The sequence below is a fragment of the Streptomyces nigra genome (assembly GCF_003074055.1).
Lineage (GTDB): Bacteria > Actinomycetota > Actinomycetes > Streptomycetales > Streptomycetaceae > Streptomyces > Streptomyces nigra.
Genome location: NZ_CP029043.1, coordinates 3,967,340 through 3,985,767 on the forward strand (window position 1 = coordinate 3,967,340; position 18,428 = coordinate 3,985,767).

The 18,428-nt window shown below is 70.3% G+C and carries 13 protein-coding genes and 2 pseudogenes; 10 read left to right on the plus strand and 5 right to left on the minus strand.

Annotated features, from left to right (window positions below):
- Positions 1–443: 443 nt before the first annotated feature.
- Positions 444–1,211, plus strand: a complete 768-nt coding sequence (locus DC008_RS18380; RefSeq protein WP_108707913.1) for a polysaccharide deacetylase family protein — start codon at positions 444–446, stop codon at positions 1,209–1,211.
- A 22-nt stretch (positions 1,212–1,233) separates the two neighbouring features.
- Here the strand turns inward: DC008_RS18380 and DC008_RS18385 are convergent, their stop codons facing one another.
- A complete protein-coding gene (locus tag DC008_RS18385; RefSeq protein ID WP_108707914.1) occupies positions 1,234–2,064 on the minus strand; it encodes an alpha/beta fold hydrolase in 831 nt (276 codons plus the stop codon).
- A 189-nt stretch (positions 2,065–2,253) separates the two neighbouring features.
- Between DC008_RS18385 and DC008_RS18390 the strand changes: the two genes are divergently transcribed.
- A complete protein-coding gene (locus tag DC008_RS18390; RefSeq protein ID WP_108707915.1) occupies positions 2,254–3,144 on the plus strand; it encodes a DUF72 domain-containing protein in 891 nt (296 codons plus the stop codon).
- Between the two features lie 205 nt (positions 3,145–3,349).
- Here DC008_RS18390 and DC008_RS18395 read toward each other — a convergent pair whose 3' ends face one another.
- The gene (locus DC008_RS18395; RefSeq protein WP_108707916.1) at positions 3,350–4,666 is read right to left on the minus strand and encodes an FG-GAP repeat domain-containing protein; all 1,317 of its coding nucleotides are present in this window, start codon (positions 4,664–4,666) and stop codon (positions 3,350–3,352) included.
- 209 nt (positions 4,667–4,875) lie between these two features.
- Between DC008_RS18395 and DC008_RS18400 the strand changes: the two genes are divergently transcribed.
- Both DC008_RS18400 and DC008_RS18410 read left to right on the plus strand, forming a co-directional pair.
- Positions 4,876–5,547: a DUF5701 family protein gene (locus DC008_RS18400; protein WP_108707917.1), complete on the plus strand. Its 672-nt coding sequence runs from the start codon at positions 4,876–4,878 to the stop codon at positions 5,545–5,547.
- Positions 5,548–5,908: 361 nt separating this feature from the next.
- On the plus strand, positions 5,909–6,601 hold the full coding sequence (locus DC008_RS18410) for a DUF2637 domain-containing protein (protein ID WP_235073422.1): 693 nt from the start codon (positions 5,909–5,911) through the stop codon (positions 6,599–6,601).
- A 236-nt stretch (positions 6,602–6,837) separates the two neighbouring features.
- Here DC008_RS18410 and DC008_RS18415 read toward each other — a convergent pair whose 3' ends face one another.
- Together DC008_RS18415 and DC008_RS18420 are read right to left on the minus strand one after the other, a co-directional pair.
- A complete protein-coding gene (locus DC008_RS18415) occupies positions 6,838–7,128 on the minus strand; it encodes a zinc-ribbon domain-containing protein (RefSeq protein WP_108707920.1) in 291 nt (96 codons plus the stop codon).
- A gap of 104 nt (positions 7,129–7,232) precedes the next feature.
- A complete protein-coding gene (locus DC008_RS18420) occupies positions 7,233–9,527 on the minus strand; it encodes a (Fe-S)-binding protein (protein ID WP_108707921.1) in 2,295 nt (764 codons plus the stop codon).
- 260 nt (positions 9,528–9,787) lie between these two features.
- Here DC008_RS18420 and DC008_RS18425 point away from each other — a divergent pair.
- The 5 genes and pseudogenes from DC008_RS18425 to DC008_RS18445 all read left to right on the plus strand — a co-directional run bounded on the left by DC008_RS18425 (position 9,788) and on the right by DC008_RS18445 (position 15,101).
- Positions 9,788–10,851 (plus strand): annotated as a pseudogene (locus DC008_RS18425) (MraY family glycosyltransferase).
- 94 nt (positions 10,852–10,945) lie between these two features.
- Positions 10,946–12,790: a molecular chaperone DnaK gene (gene dnaK, locus DC008_RS18430; protein ID WP_055621216.1), complete on the plus strand. Its 1,845-nt coding sequence runs from the start codon at positions 10,946–10,948 to the stop codon at positions 12,788–12,790.
- Positions 12,790–13,434, plus strand: coding sequence for a nucleotide exchange factor GrpE (grpE, locus tag DC008_RS18435; RefSeq protein ID WP_108707922.1), 645 nt, complete (start codon positions 12,790–12,792; stop codon positions 13,432–13,434). Before dnaK ends, grpE begins: the two co-directional genes overlap by 1 nt.
- A 33-nt stretch (positions 13,435–13,467) precedes the next feature.
- On the plus strand, positions 13,468–14,649 hold the full coding sequence (dnaJ, locus tag DC008_RS18440; protein WP_055621218.1) for a molecular chaperone DnaJ: 1,182 nt from the start codon (positions 13,468–13,470) through the stop codon (positions 14,647–14,649).
- Positions 14,650–14,654: 5 nt separating this feature from the next.
- Complete coding sequence (locus tag DC008_RS18445; protein WP_108707923.1) at positions 14,655–15,101, plus strand: heat shock protein transcriptional repressor HspR; 447 nt, start codon at positions 14,655–14,657, stop codon at positions 15,099–15,101.
- Between the two features lie 80 nt (positions 15,102–15,181).
- On the opposite strand, the gene DC008_RS18450 is transcribed toward DC008_RS18445, so the two are convergent.
- Positions 15,182–16,846 (minus strand): fibronectin type III domain-containing protein, encoded by a 1,665-nt coding sequence (locus DC008_RS18450; RefSeq protein ID WP_108707924.1) that lies wholly within the window; start codon positions 16,844–16,846, stop codon positions 15,182–15,184.
- 304 nt (positions 16,847–17,150) lie between these two features.
- Here DC008_RS18450 and DC008_RS18455 point away from each other — a divergent pair.
- A pseudogene (locus tag DC008_RS18455) lies at positions 17,151–18,277 on the plus strand (sugar ABC transporter substrate-binding protein).
- Positions 18,278–18,428: the final 151 nt, after the last annotated feature.

The window sequence follows — 18,428 nt, forward strand, 5'->3', positions numbered from 1 at the left end:
CGAGGGCGTCTGGACCGAGGAGGACGAGGACGACCGGGAGGACGAGCTGATCGCCGTCCAGAGCGCCCAGAGCGCCCAGAGCGTCCAGGGCAACCGCGGCGGCCAGAACAACCGCGGTGCCCAGAACAACCGGGGCGCCCAGCAGAACCGGGGCGCGCGACGCCGGCGCGCCGCCTGACGCACCCCACGCGCCCCGCCTGACGCACCCCACGCGCCCCGCCTGACGCACCCCACGCGCCCCGCCTGAGCCCCGCTTCCCACGGCCGCCCGAGAGCGGCCGGCACGACGGCGCCGGGCCCTGCGCCCCGCCGAGTTGTCCCCGAACTCCCCCGGGATCGTCCGTGATCGGTAACGGACGGATCCCCGAGCCGCCGTCCCTCGTCATGCCAGGTGGTCGTCAGTGACCGGGCATCGGCGAGGAACTGCGGGAGAGTGGGGCGGACATGGCACGGCACGGGGGCGGGCGGGGCTGGTACGGCAAGCTGATCGGGGCGGCGCTGGGCGTGACGATCCTGGCCACGGGGGCCTCGGTGTGGACCGCGCAGGCAGGGGCTACGGGCGGGGCGGCCCCCAAGGCGCCCGCGCCGGCGGAACGTGCCGTCGAGCCGGTCGCCGTGACCATCGCGCACGCCTCTGAGAAAGGGGCACGCGGCGTCAACATCACCATCGACGACGGCCCCGACCCCGACTGGACCCCGCAGGTCCTCGACGTGCTGCGCGAGCACGGGGTGAAGGCCACGTTCTGCATGGTCGGCACCCAGGCCAAGGCGTACCCGGACCTCGTGAAGAAGGTCGTCGCCGAGGGGCACCGGCTGTGCGACCACTCGGTGTCCCACGACACCGCCATGGACAAGAACTCCCAGACCTACCAGTCGCAGCAGATCCTGGACGCCGAGCGCATGATCACCGAGGCGTCCGGGGGCGTACGGCCCATGTACTACCGGGCACCGGGCGGGGCGTTCACCCCGTACAGCCGTAAGCTCGCCGCCTCGCGCGGTATGCGGCCGCTGGGCTGGAACGTCGACACCAAGGACTTCGAACGGCCGGGCGCGGACGCCATCGTCGCCACCGTGCGGCGCGAGCTGGCCAACGGGCCGACGCTGCTGTTCCACGACGCCGGTGGCGACCGCTCCCAGACCGTCGAGGCCCTGCGCCGCGTCCTGCCGTGGCTCGCGGCCCAGGGCTACACCTGCGGCTTCCCGGTGCGGTGACCCGCGGGGGACGCCACCGGCGTCAGGACCGGACGAACTCCAGGATGTCCGGGTTGAGGACGTCCGGGTGCGTCGTCAGCATCCCGTGCGGATAGCCCTCGTACGTCTTGAGCGTTGCGTTCTTCAGGAGCTTGGCCGACAGGGGGGCCGAGTCCTGGTACGGCACGATCTGGTCGTCGCTGCCGTGCATGACCAGCACCGGGACGTCGATCCGCTTCAGGTCCTCGGTGAAGTCGGTCTCGGAGAACGCCTTGATGCATTCGTAGTGGGCGTTGGCGGCGCCCATCATGCCCTGCCGCCACCAGTTGTCGATCAGTCCCTGCGAGACCTCGGCGCCGGGACGGTTGAAGCCGTAGAACGGCCCCGACGGCACGTCGATGTAGAGCTGCGCCCGGTTGGCGGCGAGACCCTCGCGGAACCCGTCGAACACCTCGATCGGGGTGCCGCCGGGGTTGCTCTCCGACTTGACCATGATCGGCGGAACGGCGCCCGCCAGCACGGCCTTGGAGACCCTGCCGGGCTTGGCGCGGGCGACGTAGCGCGTGACCTCGCCGCCGCCCGTGGAGTGCCCGATGTGGACCGCGTCGCGCAGGTCGAGCGCGTCGGTGAGGGCGGCGACGTCGGCCGCGTACGTGTCCATGTCGTGGCCTTCGGAGGTCTGCGTCGACCGTCCGTGGCCGCGCCGGTCATGGGCGATGACCCGGTAGCCGTGCGACAGGAAGAACAGCATCTGGTTGTCCCAGTCGTCGGCGCTCAACGGCCAGCCGTGGTGGAAGACGATCGGCTCCCCGTCGCGTGGACCCCAGTCCTTGTAGAAGATCGTGGTGCCGTCGTCGGTGGTGACTGTACCCATCGTTGGTCCTCCGCTCGTCCGGGCGCGCCTCGGCCACAACGACGGGTGGGGGCACACCTGACCTGCGAGTTCGCGCCCGGGGGCGCGTCGGATGTACGCGGACCAGACTACGCGCGAGCCCCGGAGGCCACATCCGCAGACGGATGGCCCGCACGTCTGGCCGCCGGGCGTGCGGGTAACCGCCGTCCCATGGGCGACATCCTGGTGGGCACGTGTTCGTGGACGGACCGGGCGCTGGTCGGCAGCGGCTGGTACCCGGTGGGGCGGCGGGACGCCGAGGGGCGGTTGCGGCACTACGCCGAGCGCTTCCCGGTGGTCGAGGTCGACGCCACGTACTACGCGCTGCCCGGGGAGCGGAACAGCGCCCTGTGGGCGGAGCGGACGCCGGACGGCTTCGTGTTCGACGTGAAGGCCTTCTCGCTGCTGACCGGGCATCCGACCCGGCCGGCCCTGATGCCGCGCGGCTGGCCGGCCGACGCGCGGGACCCGCGCATCCTGGACGAGGTGTGGGCGCGGTTCACGGCGGGGATCGCGCCGCTGCGGCGGGCCGGGCGGCTGGGTGCGGTGCTGTTCCAGTTCCCGCCGTGGTTCCGGCCCGGGGCGCGCGCGGAGACGTTTCTGGAGCAGACGGCGCGGCGGACGCGGGGGTGGCCGGTGAGCGTGGAGTTCCGGCATCCGGCGTGGTGGCGGGGCGAACAGGCGGACGTCACCCGGGCGTTGCTCACCCGGCACGGGATGGCGGCGGTCGCCGTGGACATGGCGCAGACACTGCCCGCGTCCGTGCCACCGGTCGCCCCGGTCACCTCGCCCGGGCTGTCGGTCGTACGGTTCCACGGCCGCAGCGCGCACTGGGGGACCGGCAGCAAGGAGGAGCGCTTCCGGCACTGCTACGACGAGGACGAGCTGTGCGAGTGGCTGCCCCGGCTGGAGGCGCTGGCCGGCCGCGTGGACGCCCTGCATGTGCTGTTCAACAACTGCTGCGGGGACGCGGCCGTACGGGCCGCCGAGGCCATGACACGGCTCCTGGGCCGTACGGCGAAGCAGGCGCAGGGCAGCGGCACCGGTACAGGCACCGCTTAGAGCTCCGAACAAAAGTGGAGCCCGGCTCACGACGCCTGGCCCGCACGCTCGCCTTGCGATCGCACGCACCAGACGTCGCGAGCTGATCGGACTCCACTTTTGTTCGGAGCTCTAGGTCGTGTCCGTAAAGTCGCGTCGTCCGCCCGTAGGGCACGCCGAACGGCAGGCGGGACTTTGCGGACACGGCCTAGGGCACCGGCACCGCTCAGGGCGCCAGGAACTCCGAGCTGGAGAACGTCACCGTCGGCTCGGCCGCCAGCAGGCCGTCCTTCGCCGCGCGGCCCGGATACACGGCCACCGTGTCCTTGGTCTCGCCGACATACGTCCGTACGACCAGGTCCGCCCGGTCGTCGCCGTCGAAGTCGCCGGTGGCCAGGACGCGTGTGGTGCCGCGGGCCGGCGGCTTCACGGTGACCATGCCGGCCGTGCGGAGCCCGCCGGAGCGGCCCGGGAAGACCCGCAACTGCGAGCCGCTGGACAGCAGTTCGCTCAGTCCGTCGCCGTCGAAGTCTGCCGCGTCCAGCATCGAGCCGGAGGTGCCGAGCGACGCGCGGGCGGCGACGGCCGGGAGGTCGTAGCGCAGAGACGTTCCTCCCATCGCGCCGACCGCCGCGTCCAGGGCCTTGCCCCGGCCGAAGGCGCCGAGGGCGAGGTCGATGCCGGCGGGCAGGGTGACCCCCGTGCGGTTCGGGCCGTCGGGGCCGCCGAGGACCACCGCCGACTTGCCGGAGCCCTCCGCCGTACGCACGATCAGGTCGTCGTAGCCGTCGCCGTCGACGTCGGCGGCCGGTCCCGTGGGGAGGTTGCCGGGCGAGGGCAGGGGCGCGCCGGCCGCGCGGGGGGCGCCGTCGCGGTCGAACGGGCCGCGCAGGAAGCTGAGCCGGCCGCCCGAGGCGTGCACGACGAGGTCCTGGGCGTCGTCGCCGTCGAAGTCGCCGCACACGGGCTGGTCCGGCCAGTCGTTGCCGATACGGGCCTTGTCGGGGACGGTCAGCTTGACCCCCTTGCCGGTCAGGCCGCCGGGCGAGCCGAAGAGGATCTGCAGCGGGACCGGCGGCCGGCCCTGGCCGTCGAACGGCGGGTCGGTGGAGACCACCAGGTCGGTGAAGCCGTCGTCGTCGAGGTCGCAGGTCGCCTCCGCGTCGAAGACGGCCGGCTGCTGCCCGTCGGTGGCGGCCGCGTTCCGCCGGGGGTCGAGCAGCTGCCGGGCGCCGGGCGCGAGTCCGCGGGCGCTTCCGTAGACGATCCCGATGCCGGCGTCGTCCGTGTGCGCCTGCGCCTTCACCAGGTCGTTCAGGACGAGGTCGCGGTGCCCGTCCCCGTTGAAGTCGTCCGGGACCTTGCTGCCGTCGCCCCGCGGGACGGGGAGCTCGGCGGGAGCGTCGGCGACCCGCAGCGGGCTGGGCTCGGCCTTCGCGTCGTCGTGGGCGGTGGGGCCGCACGCCGTCAGGGACAGGGCCGTGAGGGTGGCGAGGGTGCCGGCCACGGCCGCCGTACCCCACCCGCTTCGTCGCGCGCGCACCGCTCACCTCGTCATTACCAGGGACAACAACTGGGTAATGATGCACGCGTTCGAGAGGCGGCGACAGCCCTGGGTCCGGACGCGGTGGCGGGATGGGCGGATGTGGCTTGAATACGCCCGAGTCGCGCCGTGCGCCGTCCGCGCGGGAACGCCCGTGCGAACCGCTTCGTTGATCCGGGGTCCACCCGCGGAGCACCTTGAGGAGAGCCGTGCCCGAGACCTCGTCCACCGCCGCCGTCACCGCCCTGCCGCCGCTCGCCGCGCAGGCGGAGCGCCTGATCGAGCTGGGCGTGCACGACCTCGCCAAGACCCCGGCCGACGACCTGCGCGCCTTCGCCGGGCGGGCCGGGGACGCCCACCCCGGCGCCCTGCTCACCGTGCACCCGGACCGTGTCCCGGCCTCCGCGCTCGCGCCGCTGCTGCGCCGGCGCGACAAGCCCGGCTTCGTGGTCGTCGACATGCCCGACGTCGACGACTTCGCCCCCGTCGGCGTCGAACTCCCCGGCGGGCCCGAGGAGGGGCCCTTCCACCTCGTCACCGGTGTGGACCGGGGGGACGATCTGGCCAACTGGAGCCCCGAGGAGGCGCTGCCCGAGCTCACCGGGCGGGGCCGTACGCCGCTGACCCTCACCGAGGGCCTGCACTGGGTGCTCCAGCAGCCGGCGGCCCTGGAGCGCGGCCGCTGCTTCATGACGATCGCCTCCCGGCTGCGCAAGGCCGACGGCACCTTCGACGCCCGCACCCCGGCGATCTGGATCAGCAACGGCACCGGCCGTGACGGCCGTGAGCGCAAGGACGCCCCGAAGGTCGGCTGGTGCTGGTGGGGGAACCGCCACACCTGGCTGGGCTTCGCCTCCACCACCGGGCGCGTGCACCCCTGACCGGACGGCGGCCGCGGTGTGTGGAATTCGGCCATGATCCGCAAAGGAAAAGTGCCGTCTCCGATATTCCGAATTTCATCGGGCGGCGGCGGTCATGGGATATTCCATATCATCACCGTTGACGCATATTCCCCCGAATGCCAGATGTCCTGCCCTGGATGGCGCTCGTTAGGTGGGCGTGACTTGGCAGGAGAAACACGCAGCTGAGGAGTGCGCGCTTCGCACGCGTCAGGCAGCTGATCAGATCACTGCGGAGAGCATCACCTATTGCTCTGATCTGCTCGACGACTTCCTGAGAACCATCGGCCGGATGGAGCGTGAATATCTGCGAGCGGTGCGCGAAGGGGAGGGGTCGTAGGAAATGAGGACCGACTATGAGCCGGTGGGCGAGCAGCCTCATTACACCCAGCAGCTCGATATGCAGAACCTCTGGCAGCCGTCGGACGGAAGCATGTCGCCTGAGGCCTGGGACCTGGACGAGGAGCTGGCGCAGATGCTCGGCGCCGCCCGCGCCCCGGACCCGTCCCCGCCCCGTCAGGAGGCCGACCGCCGCCCCGCGCCCCGCCCGGTGCACCGCAAGCGGCCGCAGCCCGGAGCGCACTCGCTCACCAAGAACCCCAAGGTCCTCACCGTCTCGATCCTGGTCACCCTCATCACCCTGTGCGCGGTGACGATGCTCACCTGGTCCATCTCGTACTCGTACGACCAGCTCCGGACGATCGCGCTGCTCGTGGTGGCGCCCAAGCTGGCCCACTGGTGGCCGTTGACCGTCTACGGCCCGTGGCTGCTGGCGGGGCTGTCCATCCTGCGGGCGTCGGTCCAGCGCCGGACCGCCCGCAAGTCCTGGGCCGTCATGCTGATCGCCTCCGGCACCGCCGTGGCGCTGTGCATCGGGCAGTCGCCGCACTCGCTGCTGGCGATGGTGGTCGTGGGGATCCCGCCGATCACCGCCCTGGTGTGCTTCCGCGAGCTGATCGGGCAGTTCTCGTCCCGGCCCGGCCCCCGGCACGCCGCCGACGCGGTGGGCGCCCAGAAGCAGCCGCCGAAGGGGTAGGGGGTGTCTCGTCGATCAGGCCGGACTCGCGGCGCCTGGTGCCGTGCTCGCCGCGTTGTCGTCACTCTCCCCCACGCTCGAACGAGCTCCCGCGGGGGCACCCCCACCGCGCCGCATCGACTCCCTCCTCCGCCTTGCGATGCACGGCACCAGACACCGCGGGCCGATCCGGCCTGATCGACAAGACACCCCCTAGGCCTCCGCCGGGGGTCCCGGTACCCGGGCCGCCGGGCTCGTCAGGGCCGGTACGGCTGCCGCGGCTCGCCGTACGCCTGCTGACCGGGGCCCCCGGGGGCGGCCTGCGCCAGAAGCCGGTCGGCCTGCTCCTGGGTGACCTTCTGCTCCGCGCCGCAGAACGTGCACTGCGTCGCGTACCGGGTGGAGACGGGGAAGAGCGGCACGAAGAACAGCGTGAACTTCGTGATCCGCTTCCTCAGCGCATGGGCCGAGGGGTTGCCGCACTGGCCGCACACCAGCGTCAGTACGGCGAGCTGGTAGAGGTAGCCCTTGGTGCCGAAGATGATCACGCGACGGTTCCTTTCGAACGGGTGCCCTCCTCCAGCCTGCCCCACGACGAAGCCCCCTGTCCCGTACGGGTCCAGGGGGCTTCGTCGTGTGCCTGAGCTCGCGGCTACTTCGCCGGGGCCGGCTCCGGCTCGTTCTCGGCTCCGGCCTCGCCCGCGGGCGGCTCGTCGTCCGTGACCGGCGTCTTGACCGACTCCAGCAGCAGCTGGGCGACGTCGACGACCTGAATGGACTCCTTGGCCTTCCCATCGTTCTTCTTGCCGTTGACCGAGTCGGTCAGCATGACGAGGCAGAACGGGCAGGCGGTGGAGACGATGTCCGGGTTGGTGGAGAGGGCCTCGTCGACGCGCTCGTTGTTGATGCGCTTGCCGATCCGCTCCTCCATCCACATCCGGGCACCACCGGCGCCGCAGCAGAAGCCGCGCTCCTTGTGCCGGTGCATCTCCTCGTTCCGCAGACCCGGGACGCTGGCGATGATCTCGCGCGGGGGCGTGTAGATCTTGTTGTGCCGGCCCAGGTAGCACGGGTCGTGGTAGGTGATGATGCCCTCGACCGGGGTGACCGGGATCAGCTTGCCCTCGTCCACCAGGTGCTGGAGCAGCTGGGTGTGGTGGATGACCTCGTAGTCGCCGCCGATCTGCGGGTACTCGTTGCCGATCGTGTTGAGGCAGTGCGGGCAGGTGGCGACGATCTTCTTGGCCGACCTGGGCTTGCGGGACTCCTCGGTCACCTTGCCCTCGTCGTCCATCTCCTCGCCGAACGCCATGTTCAGCGCCATGACGTTCTCCATGCCGAGCTCCTGGAACAGGGGCTCGTTGCCGAGGCGGCGGGCGGAGTCACCGGTGCACTTCTCGTCGCCGCCCATGATCGCGAACTTGACGCCCGCGATGTGAAGCAGCTCGGCGAAGGCCTTGGTGGTCTTCTTGGCCCGGTCCTCCAGGGCGCCGGCGCAGCCGACCCAGTACAGGTACTCGACCTCGGTGAGGTCCTCGATGTCCTTGCCGACGACCGGGACCTCGAAGTCGACCTCCTTGAGCCACTCCAGGCGCTGCTTCTTCGCCAGGCCCCAGGGGTTGCCCTTCTTCTCCAGGTTCTTGAGCATCGTGCCCGCCTCGGACGGGAACGCGGACTCGATCATCACCTGGTAGCGGCGCATGTCGACGATGTGGTCGATGTGCTCGATGTCCACCGGGCACTGCTCGACACAGGCGCCGCAGGTGGTGCAGGACCACAGGACGTCCGGGTCGATGACGCCGTTCTCCTCGGCGGTGCCGATCAGCGGACGCTCGGCCTCCGCGAGGGCGGCGGCGGGGACGTCCTTCAGCTGCTCCTCGGACGCCTTCTCCTCGCCCTCCATGGTCTTGCCGCCACCCGCGAGCAGGTAGGGCGCCTTGGCGTGCGCGTGGTCGCGCAGCGACATGATGAGGAGCTTCGGGGAGAGCGGCTTGCCGGTGTTCCAGGCGGGGCACTGCGACTGGCAGCGGCCGCACTCGGTGCAGGTGGAGAAGTCCAGCAGGCCCTTCCAGGAGAACTGCTCGACCTGGGAGACGCCGAAGACGTCGTCCTCGCCGGGGTCGCTGAAGTCGATCGGCTTGCCGCCCGAGGTCATCGCGGGCAGGGCGCCGAGCGCGGTCTCACCGGTGGCGTTGCGCTTGAACCAGATGTTCGGGAACGCCAGGAAGCGGTGCCAGGCGACACCCATGTTGGTGTTCAGCGAGACGACGATCATCCACACGAAGGACGTGCCGATCTTGATCATCGCGACGAAGTAGACGAGGTTCTGCAGCGCGGTGACGCTCAGGCCCTTGAAGGCCAGCACCAGCGGGTACGACGCGAAGTACGCGGGCTCGTAGCTGTCGACGTGGTGCAGCGCGCCCTCGAGGCCCCGCAGCACGTAGATGGCGAGGCCGATGGTGAGGATGACGTACTCGACGAAGTACGCCTGCCCGGCCTTGGAGCCGGCGAAGCGGGACTTGCGGCCCGGGCGGGACGGCAGGCTCAGCAGCCGGATCACGATGAGCACGGCGATGCCGAGGATCGTCATCAGGCCGATGAACTCGATGTACATCTCGAACGGCAGGAACGTGCCGATGACCGGCAGCGTCCAGTCGGCCTGGAAGAGCTGCCCGAACGCCTGGGCGAGGGTGGGCGGCAGCGTCAGGAAGCCGACCGCCACGAACCAGTGGGCGACGCCGACGATGCCCCAGCGGTTCATCCGGGTGTGGCCGAGGAACTCCTTCACGAGCGTGACGCTGCGCGCGTAGGGGTTGTCGGTGCGGCTGCCGGCCGGCACCGGCTGGCCGAGCTTGAAGTACCGGACGAACTGGCCGATGGCGCGTGCGAGCAGCGCAACGCCGACCACGGTCAGCACCAGCGACACGATGATCGCGGCGAGTTGCATTTCGGGGCTCCTCGGGCCTGCGAGGGGTGGTTCGAGGGGGTCCCTCGACATTACTGGCTACATTACTAAGCGGTAACTTATGCAGTCCTCTGAGACTACCCGCATCCTCCGTCGCACTGTAGCCAGGGGCGGGGTGATCTGGATCGCTGAGGCTTGCCTTAAGAACCGATCGGTTCCCGATCGGGAACCGATTGCGATCCGATCATGAACCGATCGTGTTATTCATGCCGAAATGGTATATACGGCACTAATCTGGCTCCGTGCTCTACGGGATCACCGCCGCCACCACCGCGCTCCTGGTCACCGCCCTGCTGGCGGCGCTGCTCCGTCTGCCCGCTCTGCGGTTCGGCATTCTCGACCGGCGCCGACAGCGACCCCTGCCCCTGCTCGGCGGAGTGGCGGTCGCCCTGGTGACCTGCCTGGTCGCCGCCGCCGGCGAGTGGACCGGGTACGCCCGGCTGGGCTCGGAGACCATGCGGCTGCTGGTCGCCGCGGGCGCCGTCGCCCTGCTCGGGCTCGTCGCCGACGTACGGCGGGTGAAGGCGCGATTCCTCGTCGGCGGTACGGCCGTCGCGGCGGCCTGCGTGGTGCCGTACGGGGACACCGGGTTCTGGCTGGGGTGTCGGCCGTCGCCTGGATCGTCCTGGTCGCCGTCGGTTTCAAGGCGCTGGACCACGCGGACGCGCTCGCCGGAACCGTGGGAGTGCTCACCGCCTTCGGGGTGGGCGTCTGCGCGGCGGCCGAGGTGATGGACGAGCTGGCGGTGCTGCTGAGCGTGCTCGCCGCCGCCCTGACCGGCTTCCTGCTGCCGAACTGGCATCCCGCGCGGGTCGGACTCGGCGCGACCGGCTCGCTCTTCGTCGGGTTCGTACTGGCGTCGTCGGCGGTGATCACCCGGGCCGGGCACGACCCGGCCGCAAGCGCCGGGGTCCTCTACGGGCTGTCCGCGCTCGCCGTCGCCGATCTGGTCCTGGTCACCGTCTCGCGTCGGCTGGCCGGACGGCCGCTGCTGCGGGGCGCGCCGGACCATCTGGCCCACCGGCTGCGCCGGGCCGGGCTCACCCCGCAGGGCACGACCGTCCTGCTGGGCGCCGCCGCGCTGCCCGGGGTCGTCGTCGGCGTCCTGGTGCATCTGGGGCGGCTCGGCGCGACGGCCGCGTGGTGGGTCGGGGCGGGCTCCGCCCTCGTCGTCCTCGCGCTGCTGCACATCAAGCCCTACGGCCCCAGGCGTCAACCTCGTGTGCCGGTGCAGGACTCCGTTCATGCATCCCGGCGTATGGCATCCTCGCAGGTAGGCGCGCAGTTGCGTGTAAGGAACGGATAAGACTTGAGTGAGGTCGACTCAGCTCTGTTGACCCGTCGCGAGCGGTCATGCACACTTGAGTCCGTTCCACTCAAGTCAGCTGGAGGAATCAACCATGGCACGTGCGGTCGGCATCGACCTGGGCACGACTAACTCCGTCGTCAGCGTTCTGGAGGGCGGCGAGCCCACCGTCATCACCAACGCCGAGGGCGCCAGGACCACGCCGTCCGTCGTCGCCTTCGCCAAGAACGGCGAGGTGCTCGTCGGCGAGGTCGCCAAGCGTCAGGCGGTGACCAACGTGGACCGGACCATCCGTTCCGTGAAGCGTCACATGGGCACCGACTGGAAGATGGAGCTCGACGGGAAGCCCTTCAACCCGCAGCAGATCTCCGCCTTCATCCTCCAGAAGCTGAAGCGCGACGCCGAGTCGTACCTGGGCGAGAAGGTCACGGACGCGGTCATCACCGTCCCCGCCTACTTCAACGACTCCGAGCGCCAGGCGACGAAGGAGGCCGGCGAGATCGCCGGTCTGAACGTCCTGCGCATCGTCAACGAGCCCACCGCGGCCGCGCTGGCGTACGGCCTCGACAAGGACGACCAGACGATCCTCGTCTTCGACCTCGGTGGCGGCACCTTCGACGTGTCTCTCCTGGAGATCGGCGACGGCGTCGTCGAGGTGAAGGCCACCAACGGTGACAACCACCTCGGTGGTGACGACTGGGACCAGCGTGTCGTCGACTACCTGGTGAAGCAGTTCCAGTCCGGTCACGGCGTGGACCTGTCCAAGGACAAGATGGCTCTGCAGCGTCTGCGTGAGGCTGCCGAGAAGGCGAAGATCGAGCTGTCCTCGTCCACCGAGACCTCGATCAACCTGCCCTACATCACCGCCTCCGCCGAAGGCCCGCTGCACCTGGACGAGAAGCTCACCCGGGCTCAGTTCCAGCAGCTGACGGCCGACCTGCTGGAGCGCTGCAAGACCCCGTTCTTCAACGTCATGAAGGACGCCGGCGTCTCCATCAACGAGATCGACCACGTCGTCCTCGTCGGTGGCTCCACCCGTATGCCCGCGGTCGCCGAGCTCGTGAGGGAGCTGACCGGCGGCAAGGAGGCCAACAAGGGCGTGAACCCGGACGAGGTCGTCGCCATCGGCGCCTCGCTCCAGGCCGGTGTCCTCAAGGGTGAGGTCAAGGACGTCCTGCTCCTCGACGTGACCCCGCTGTCCCTCGGTATCGAGACCAAGGGCGGCATCATGACCAAGCTCATCGAGCGCAACACCACGATCCCGACCAAGCGGTCCGAGATCTTCACGACGGCCGAGGACAACCAGCCGTCCGTGCAGATCCAGGTCTACCAGGGCGAGCGCGAGATCGCGGCGTACAACAAGAAGCTCGGGATGTTCGAGCTGACCGGTCTGCCGCCGGCGCCGCGTGGCGTCCCGCAGATCGAGGTGTCCTTCGACATCGACGCCAACGGCATCATGCACGTGACCGCCAAGGACCTGGGCACGGGCAAGGAGCAGAAGATGACCGTCACCGGTGGCTCCTCGCTGCCGAAGGACGAGGTCAACCGGATGCGCGAAGAGGCCGAGAAGTACGCGGAGGAGGACCACGCCCGCCGCGAGGCCGCCGAGGCGCGCAACCAGGGCGAGCAGCTCGTCTACCAGACGGAGAAGTTCCTCAAGGACAACGAGGACAAGGTCCCGGCCGAGGTCAAGACCGAGGTCGAGTCCGCCGTCGAGGAGCTGAAGGCCGCGCTCAAGGGCGAGGACACCGCGGAGATCCGCACGGCCACCGAGAAGGTCGCCGCGGTCTCCCAGAAGGTCGGCCAGGCCATGTACGCCGACGCCCAGGCCGCCGGTGCCGGCGCCGAGGGTGCCGAGGCCGGTGGCGCCAAGGCCGCCGACGACGACGTGGTGGACGCCGAGATCGTGGACGACGAGCGTAAGGACGGTGCCGCGTAATGACGGAGGAGACCCCGGGCTTCGAGGAGAAGCCCGACGTCCCCTCCGGCGCCACCCCTGACGACGCCGAGCCGAAGGCGGCCCCCCACGAGGGGACGGCCCCGGCCGGGGACGGACACGCAGACCCGGGCCTGGTGGCCCAGCTGGACCAGGTGCGCACCGCGCTCGGCGAGCGCACCGCGGACCTCCAGCGGCTCCAGGCCGAGTACCAGAACTACCGCCGCCGCGTGGAGCGGGACCGGATCACGGTCAAGGAGATCGCCGTCGCGAACCTCCTGACCGAGCTCCTGCCCGTGCTCGACGACATCGGCCGCGCGCGGGAACACGGCGAGCTCGTCGGCGGGTTCAAGTCCGTCGCGGAGTCGCTGGAGACCGTCGCGGCGAAGATGGGCCTCCAGCAGTTCGGCAAGGAGGGCGAGCCCTTCGACCCGACGATCCACGAGGCGCTGATGCACAGCTACGCGCCGGACGTCACCGAGACGACCTGCGTCGCGATCCTCCAGCCGGGGTATCGCATCGGCGAACGCACCATCCGCCCCGCGCGGGTGGCCGTAGCCGAGCCCCAGCCGGGCGCGCAGACCGTCAAGGAGGAGTCCGCGGAGGCGGCCGACGACAAGGAGAGCGGTGGCCCGGACGAGGGCTGACGTTGAACCGATGAGGAAGGAGGGACGTCGAGGATGAGCACCAAGGACTTCATCGAGAAGGACTACTACAAGGTCCTCGGCGTCCCCAAGGACGCCACCGAGGCCGAGATCAAGAAGGCGTACCGGAAGCTCGCCCGCGAGTTCCACCCGGACGCCAACAAGGGCAACGCCAAGGCCGAGGAGCGTTTCAAGGAGATCTCCGAGGCGAACGACATCCTCGGCGACCCCAAGAAGCGCAAGGAGTACGACGAGGCCCGCGCCCTGTTCGGCAACGGCGGCTTCCGCCCGGGCCCGGGCGGCGCGGGCGGCTCGTTCAACTTCGACCTGAGCGATCTCTTCGGGGGCGCGCAGGGCGGCGGCCAGGCCGGAGCCGGCGGCTTCGGCGGCGGGCTGGGCGATGTCTTCGGTGGCCTGTTCAACCGGGGCGGACCGGGGACGACCCGTACCCAGCCCCGGCGCGGCCAGGACATCGACACCGAGGTCAGCCTCAGCTTCACCGAGGCGATCGAGGGTGCGACGGTCCCGCTGCGGATGTCCTCCCAGTCGCCGTGCAAGGCGTGCGCCGGCACCGGTGACAAGAACGGCACCCCGCGTGTGTGCCCGACCTGTGTCGGCACCGGCCAGGTGGCCCGCGGCTCGGGCGGCGGCTTCTCGCTGACCGACCCGTGCCCGGACTGCAAGGGCCGCGGTCTGATCGCCGAGCACCCGTGCGCGGAGTGCAAGGGCAGCGGCCGGGCCAAGTCGTCCCGGACGATGCAGGTCCGCATCCCCGCCGGGGTGTCCGACGGGCAGCGCATCCGGCTGCGCGGCAAGGGCGCGCCCGGCGAGCGGGGCGGCCCCGCCGGTGACCTGTACGTCACCGTCCACGTCGACCCGCACCCGGTCTTCGGGCGCAAGGACGACAACCTGACGGTGACCGTCCCCGTGACGTTCGCGGAGGCGGCCCTCGGCGGCGAGGTCAGGGTCCCGACCCTGGGCGGTCCCGCCGTGACCCTGAAGCTGCCGCCGGGCACGCCCAACGGGCGCACCATGCGGGCGCGGGGCAAGGGCGCGGTCCGCAAGGACGGCACCCGCGGGGACCTGCTGATCACCGTCGAGGTGAGTGTCCCGAAGGACGTGACGGGGAAGGCTCGTGAAGCGCTGGAGGCGTATCGCGAGGCGACCGCGGGCGAGGACCCGCGGGCGGAGCTGTTCCAGGCCGCGAAGGGAGCATGAGTCAGATGGACGGTCGTCGGCGCAACCCGTATGAACTGACCGAGGAGACCCCGGTCTACGTCATCTCGGTGGCGGCCCAGCTGTCCGGCCTGCACCCGCAGACCCTCCGTCAGTACGACCGCCTCGGCCTGGTCTCCCCGGACCGCACGCCCGGGCGGGGCCGGCGCTACTCGGCCCGCGACATCGAACTGCTCCGCCAGGTGCAGCAGTTGTCGCAGGACGAGGGCATCAACCTGGCCGGCATCAAGCGCATCATCGAACTGGAGAACCAGGTCGCCGCGCTCCAGACCCGCGTCGCCGAACTGCAGGCGGCCCTGGACGGCGCGGCGGCGACGATGCGCCAGCGCGAGGCGGCGGTGCACGCGTCGTACCGCCGCGACCTGGTCCCGTACCAGGAGGTCCAGCAGACCAGCGCCCTGGTCGTCTGGCGCCCGAAGCGCGCGAAGGACTAGCCCGGCCACGCACAGCCACAAAAACGGAAAAGGGGCCCGGAGATCTTCTCCGGGCCCCTTTCGTGTGCGCTGTGACGAGGTCAGCGGTTCACGGTGAACTCGAGCCAGGCGCCGCGCTCACCGGTGCGGCCGTAGGCGTCCACGGCGAACACGGTCACCATGCAGGGGCCGTTGTACGGAGGGGTCCACTCGATGGTGCCGGTCGTCGACATGTGGCCGAGGCCGCTGTCGCCGCACGCGCCCGAGATGTCCCAGGTGTACCCCTGCAGCAGCCGTCCCTCGTCGCCCGCCCCCGGTTCGGCCTTCACGATGATGGGATGGCGGGTACCGCCGGAGGAGACCAGGGTCAGCCGCGGCTGGGCGGGGCCCGTCGCGGTGGCCGGGGTGAGCCGGTCCACGGTCAGCTGCGGGGAGGGCACGGAGTCGGCACCCGTGCCGTCGACGGCGGCCACGTAGTAGTACGCCTTGCCCTTCGGGGCGGTGCGGTCCTCGTACGACGCCGTCGAGACGCTGCCCAGCAGTGTCCAGCCGCCGTCCGCCGCCGTCCGGCGGTAGACCCGGTAGGAGGAGGCGGCCGGGGAGCCCTGCGCGGGCGTCCAGCGCAGCCACGTCATCGAGTCCCCGAGCGTGCTCGTCAGGCCGGAGGGCGCGGGCGTCGTGGAGGCCGCGGGACGGGTGACGACCTGGGGCTCGGAGGGCGCGGCGATGTTCCCGGCCGCGTCGACGGCCTGCACCGTGTAGCGGTAGGCCGAGCCGACGGGAGCCGTGACGTCCGTCCATGACGTACCGAGCACGAGGGTGGGGCCGTCCGGGTCGGACTGGCCGTCCGGCGCACCCCACACCTCGTAGTGGTGCACGTCCTTCGCCGTGGAGGCCGGCCAGCTGACGGAGTTGCCCGCGGTCGTGCCCAGCACCGCGACCGGCCCGACCCGCCCGGGGGGCGTGAGGTCGACCGTCGTCACCGGCTGGTCCGTGGAGCCTGTGCTTTCGTTGCCCGCCTTGTCCCTGGCGCGGACCTCGTAGTAGTAGGTCGCGCCCGTCTTCGGGAGGGTCGTGTCCGTGTACGAGGTGGAGGTGGTCGTCGCGAGGGGCGTGGCGCTGAACGAGGCGCCCTTGAGGCGGCGGTAGACGCGGTAGCCGGAGAGGTCCATCTCCTTGCTCGCGGTCCAGGTGAGTTTCGTCTTGCCGGTGGTGGTGTCGTAGACGGCCTTCGCGCCGGTGGGGGCGAGGGGTTTCGTCTTGTCCACCGAGGCGGTGGTGCGGGGGGTGTACGTGAACTTGACCTTGGCGCTGCCGGTCCAGTTGACGTAGTCCACGCGCAGGGTGTGTCTGCCGGAGGGGATGGTGAGGTTCAGGGTCTTGGTGACCGTGGTGGAGGTGTTCTTCCACAGGTCGATCTTGCGGGTGCCGTCGAGGTGGACGCGGATGCCGTCGAGGGCGGAGGCGGTGAGGGTGAAGGGGCCGCCGGAGCCGAAGTCGCGGGTGACGCTCCAGCGGACGCCGAAGTTGTCCTTCGGGAGTCCGGTGATGGGGGCGCCGGTCCAGCTCTGGTCGATGGCGCTGTCGCAGTCCGTCTTCTTGGCGGTGCCGGAGAAGGACGTGTTCGCGAAGAACTGCCGTTTGAAGACCGGTGACGTGCAGGTCACCGCGGCCGACGCCGGGGTGACCGTGGTGAGCAGGGTGCCCGCGGTGGCGAGCGCGACCGTCGTCGCCGCGGCGGCGGTCGCGCGTCTGGCTGGGTTCATTCGATCCTCTGGTCGAGTACGGGACGGCGGTGCGAGCCGTCCTGAACAGGACTCACCACGAACGGGGTTGGTTGTACGGATTCCGCTACCGCCTCCGCCTGCTCGCCGGGTGGGATCCGGTGGAGGGGGTGTAACAGGTGAATCGCGAAGTTCCGCAATGTCTTTACATGATCGACGGAGCGTAGTGTTGCGCACTCGTTAAGTGGTTCCGCTTGACGCTGGGGGGCGTCGGCGCGTTGTCTTTTCAGACATTGGGGCGCAATGGAGCGCCCGTGTCCCGAAGGCACCAGAAGTGAGCTTCTCTATGCGTCCCTTGCGCTCTCTGCGCCGTACCGCCACCGCCGTGGCCGCCGCTTCCACGATGACCCTCGCGCTGGGCGCGTGCGGGGGCTGGGGGTAACGGGCGACAGCAGCGAGGCGAGCCCGACGAAGGGCAACGACGTCACCGTGGGCCTGCTGCTGCCGGAGACCGCGAACACCCGGTACGACAAGTTCGACTACCCCATCATCAAGAAGAAGGTGGAGAGCCTCACCAGCCGGCAGGGCAAGGTCGTCTACCGCAACGCCGACGCGGACGCGAAGAAGCAGGCGGAGCAGCTCCAGCAGATGGTCGACGACCAGGTCGACGTCATCCTGCTGGACGCCGTGGACGCGCACGCCATCGCGGGCGGTGTGGAGAAGGCCAAGGACGCCGGTATCCCGGTCATCGCCTACGACCGCCTCGCCGAGGGCCCGATCGACGCCTACGTCTCCTTCGACAACGAGCTGGTCGGCGAGGTGCAGGCCCGCTCGCTGCTGGAGGCGATGGGCGACGTCGACTCGTCGGACAAGATCGTCATGATGAACGGCTCGCTCACCGACCCCAACGCCAAGCAGTTCAAGTCGGGCGCGCTCTCCGAGCTCAAGGGCACGGTGGACATAGCCAAGTCGTACGACACCAAGGACTGGAAGCCGGAGAACGCCCAGGCCAACATGACCGAGGCGCTCAACGAGATCGGCCTCAACAACATCAAGGGTGTCTACTCCGCCAACGACGGCATGGCCGGCGGTGTCATCAAGGCCCTGAAGGCCGCAGGCGTGACCCAGCTGCCGCCCATCACCGGGCAGGACGCCGAACTGGACGCCGTGCAGCGCATCCTGAGCGGCGAGCAGTACATGAGCGTGTACAAGTCCTACCCGCACGAGGCCGAGAGCGCCGCCGAGATGGCCGTCGCCAAGGTCCAGGGCAAGGACATCCAGTTCGACTCCCTCACCCAGGACCAGGTCGACAGCCCCACCCACCAGGACATCCCGGCGCTGCTGGTCCCGGTGTCCGCCCTGACCAAGTCGAACATCGACAAGACGGTCCTGGCCGACGGCATCTACAAGCTGTCCGAGATCTGCACGGCCAAGTACAAGGCAGCGTGCCAGCAGGCGGGCCTCAACAAGTAGCCGCCGACGGACGATCCAGGGGAGCCGCCGGGGCATCGCGCCCCGGCGGCTCCCGCGTTGTCCGGACCCCTCGACGGACCTCATGGGCGGAGATCGGCCTGTGCGCGGCCTACACGGCTGAAAACACCCCATCAGCTTGTTGCAGACCGGC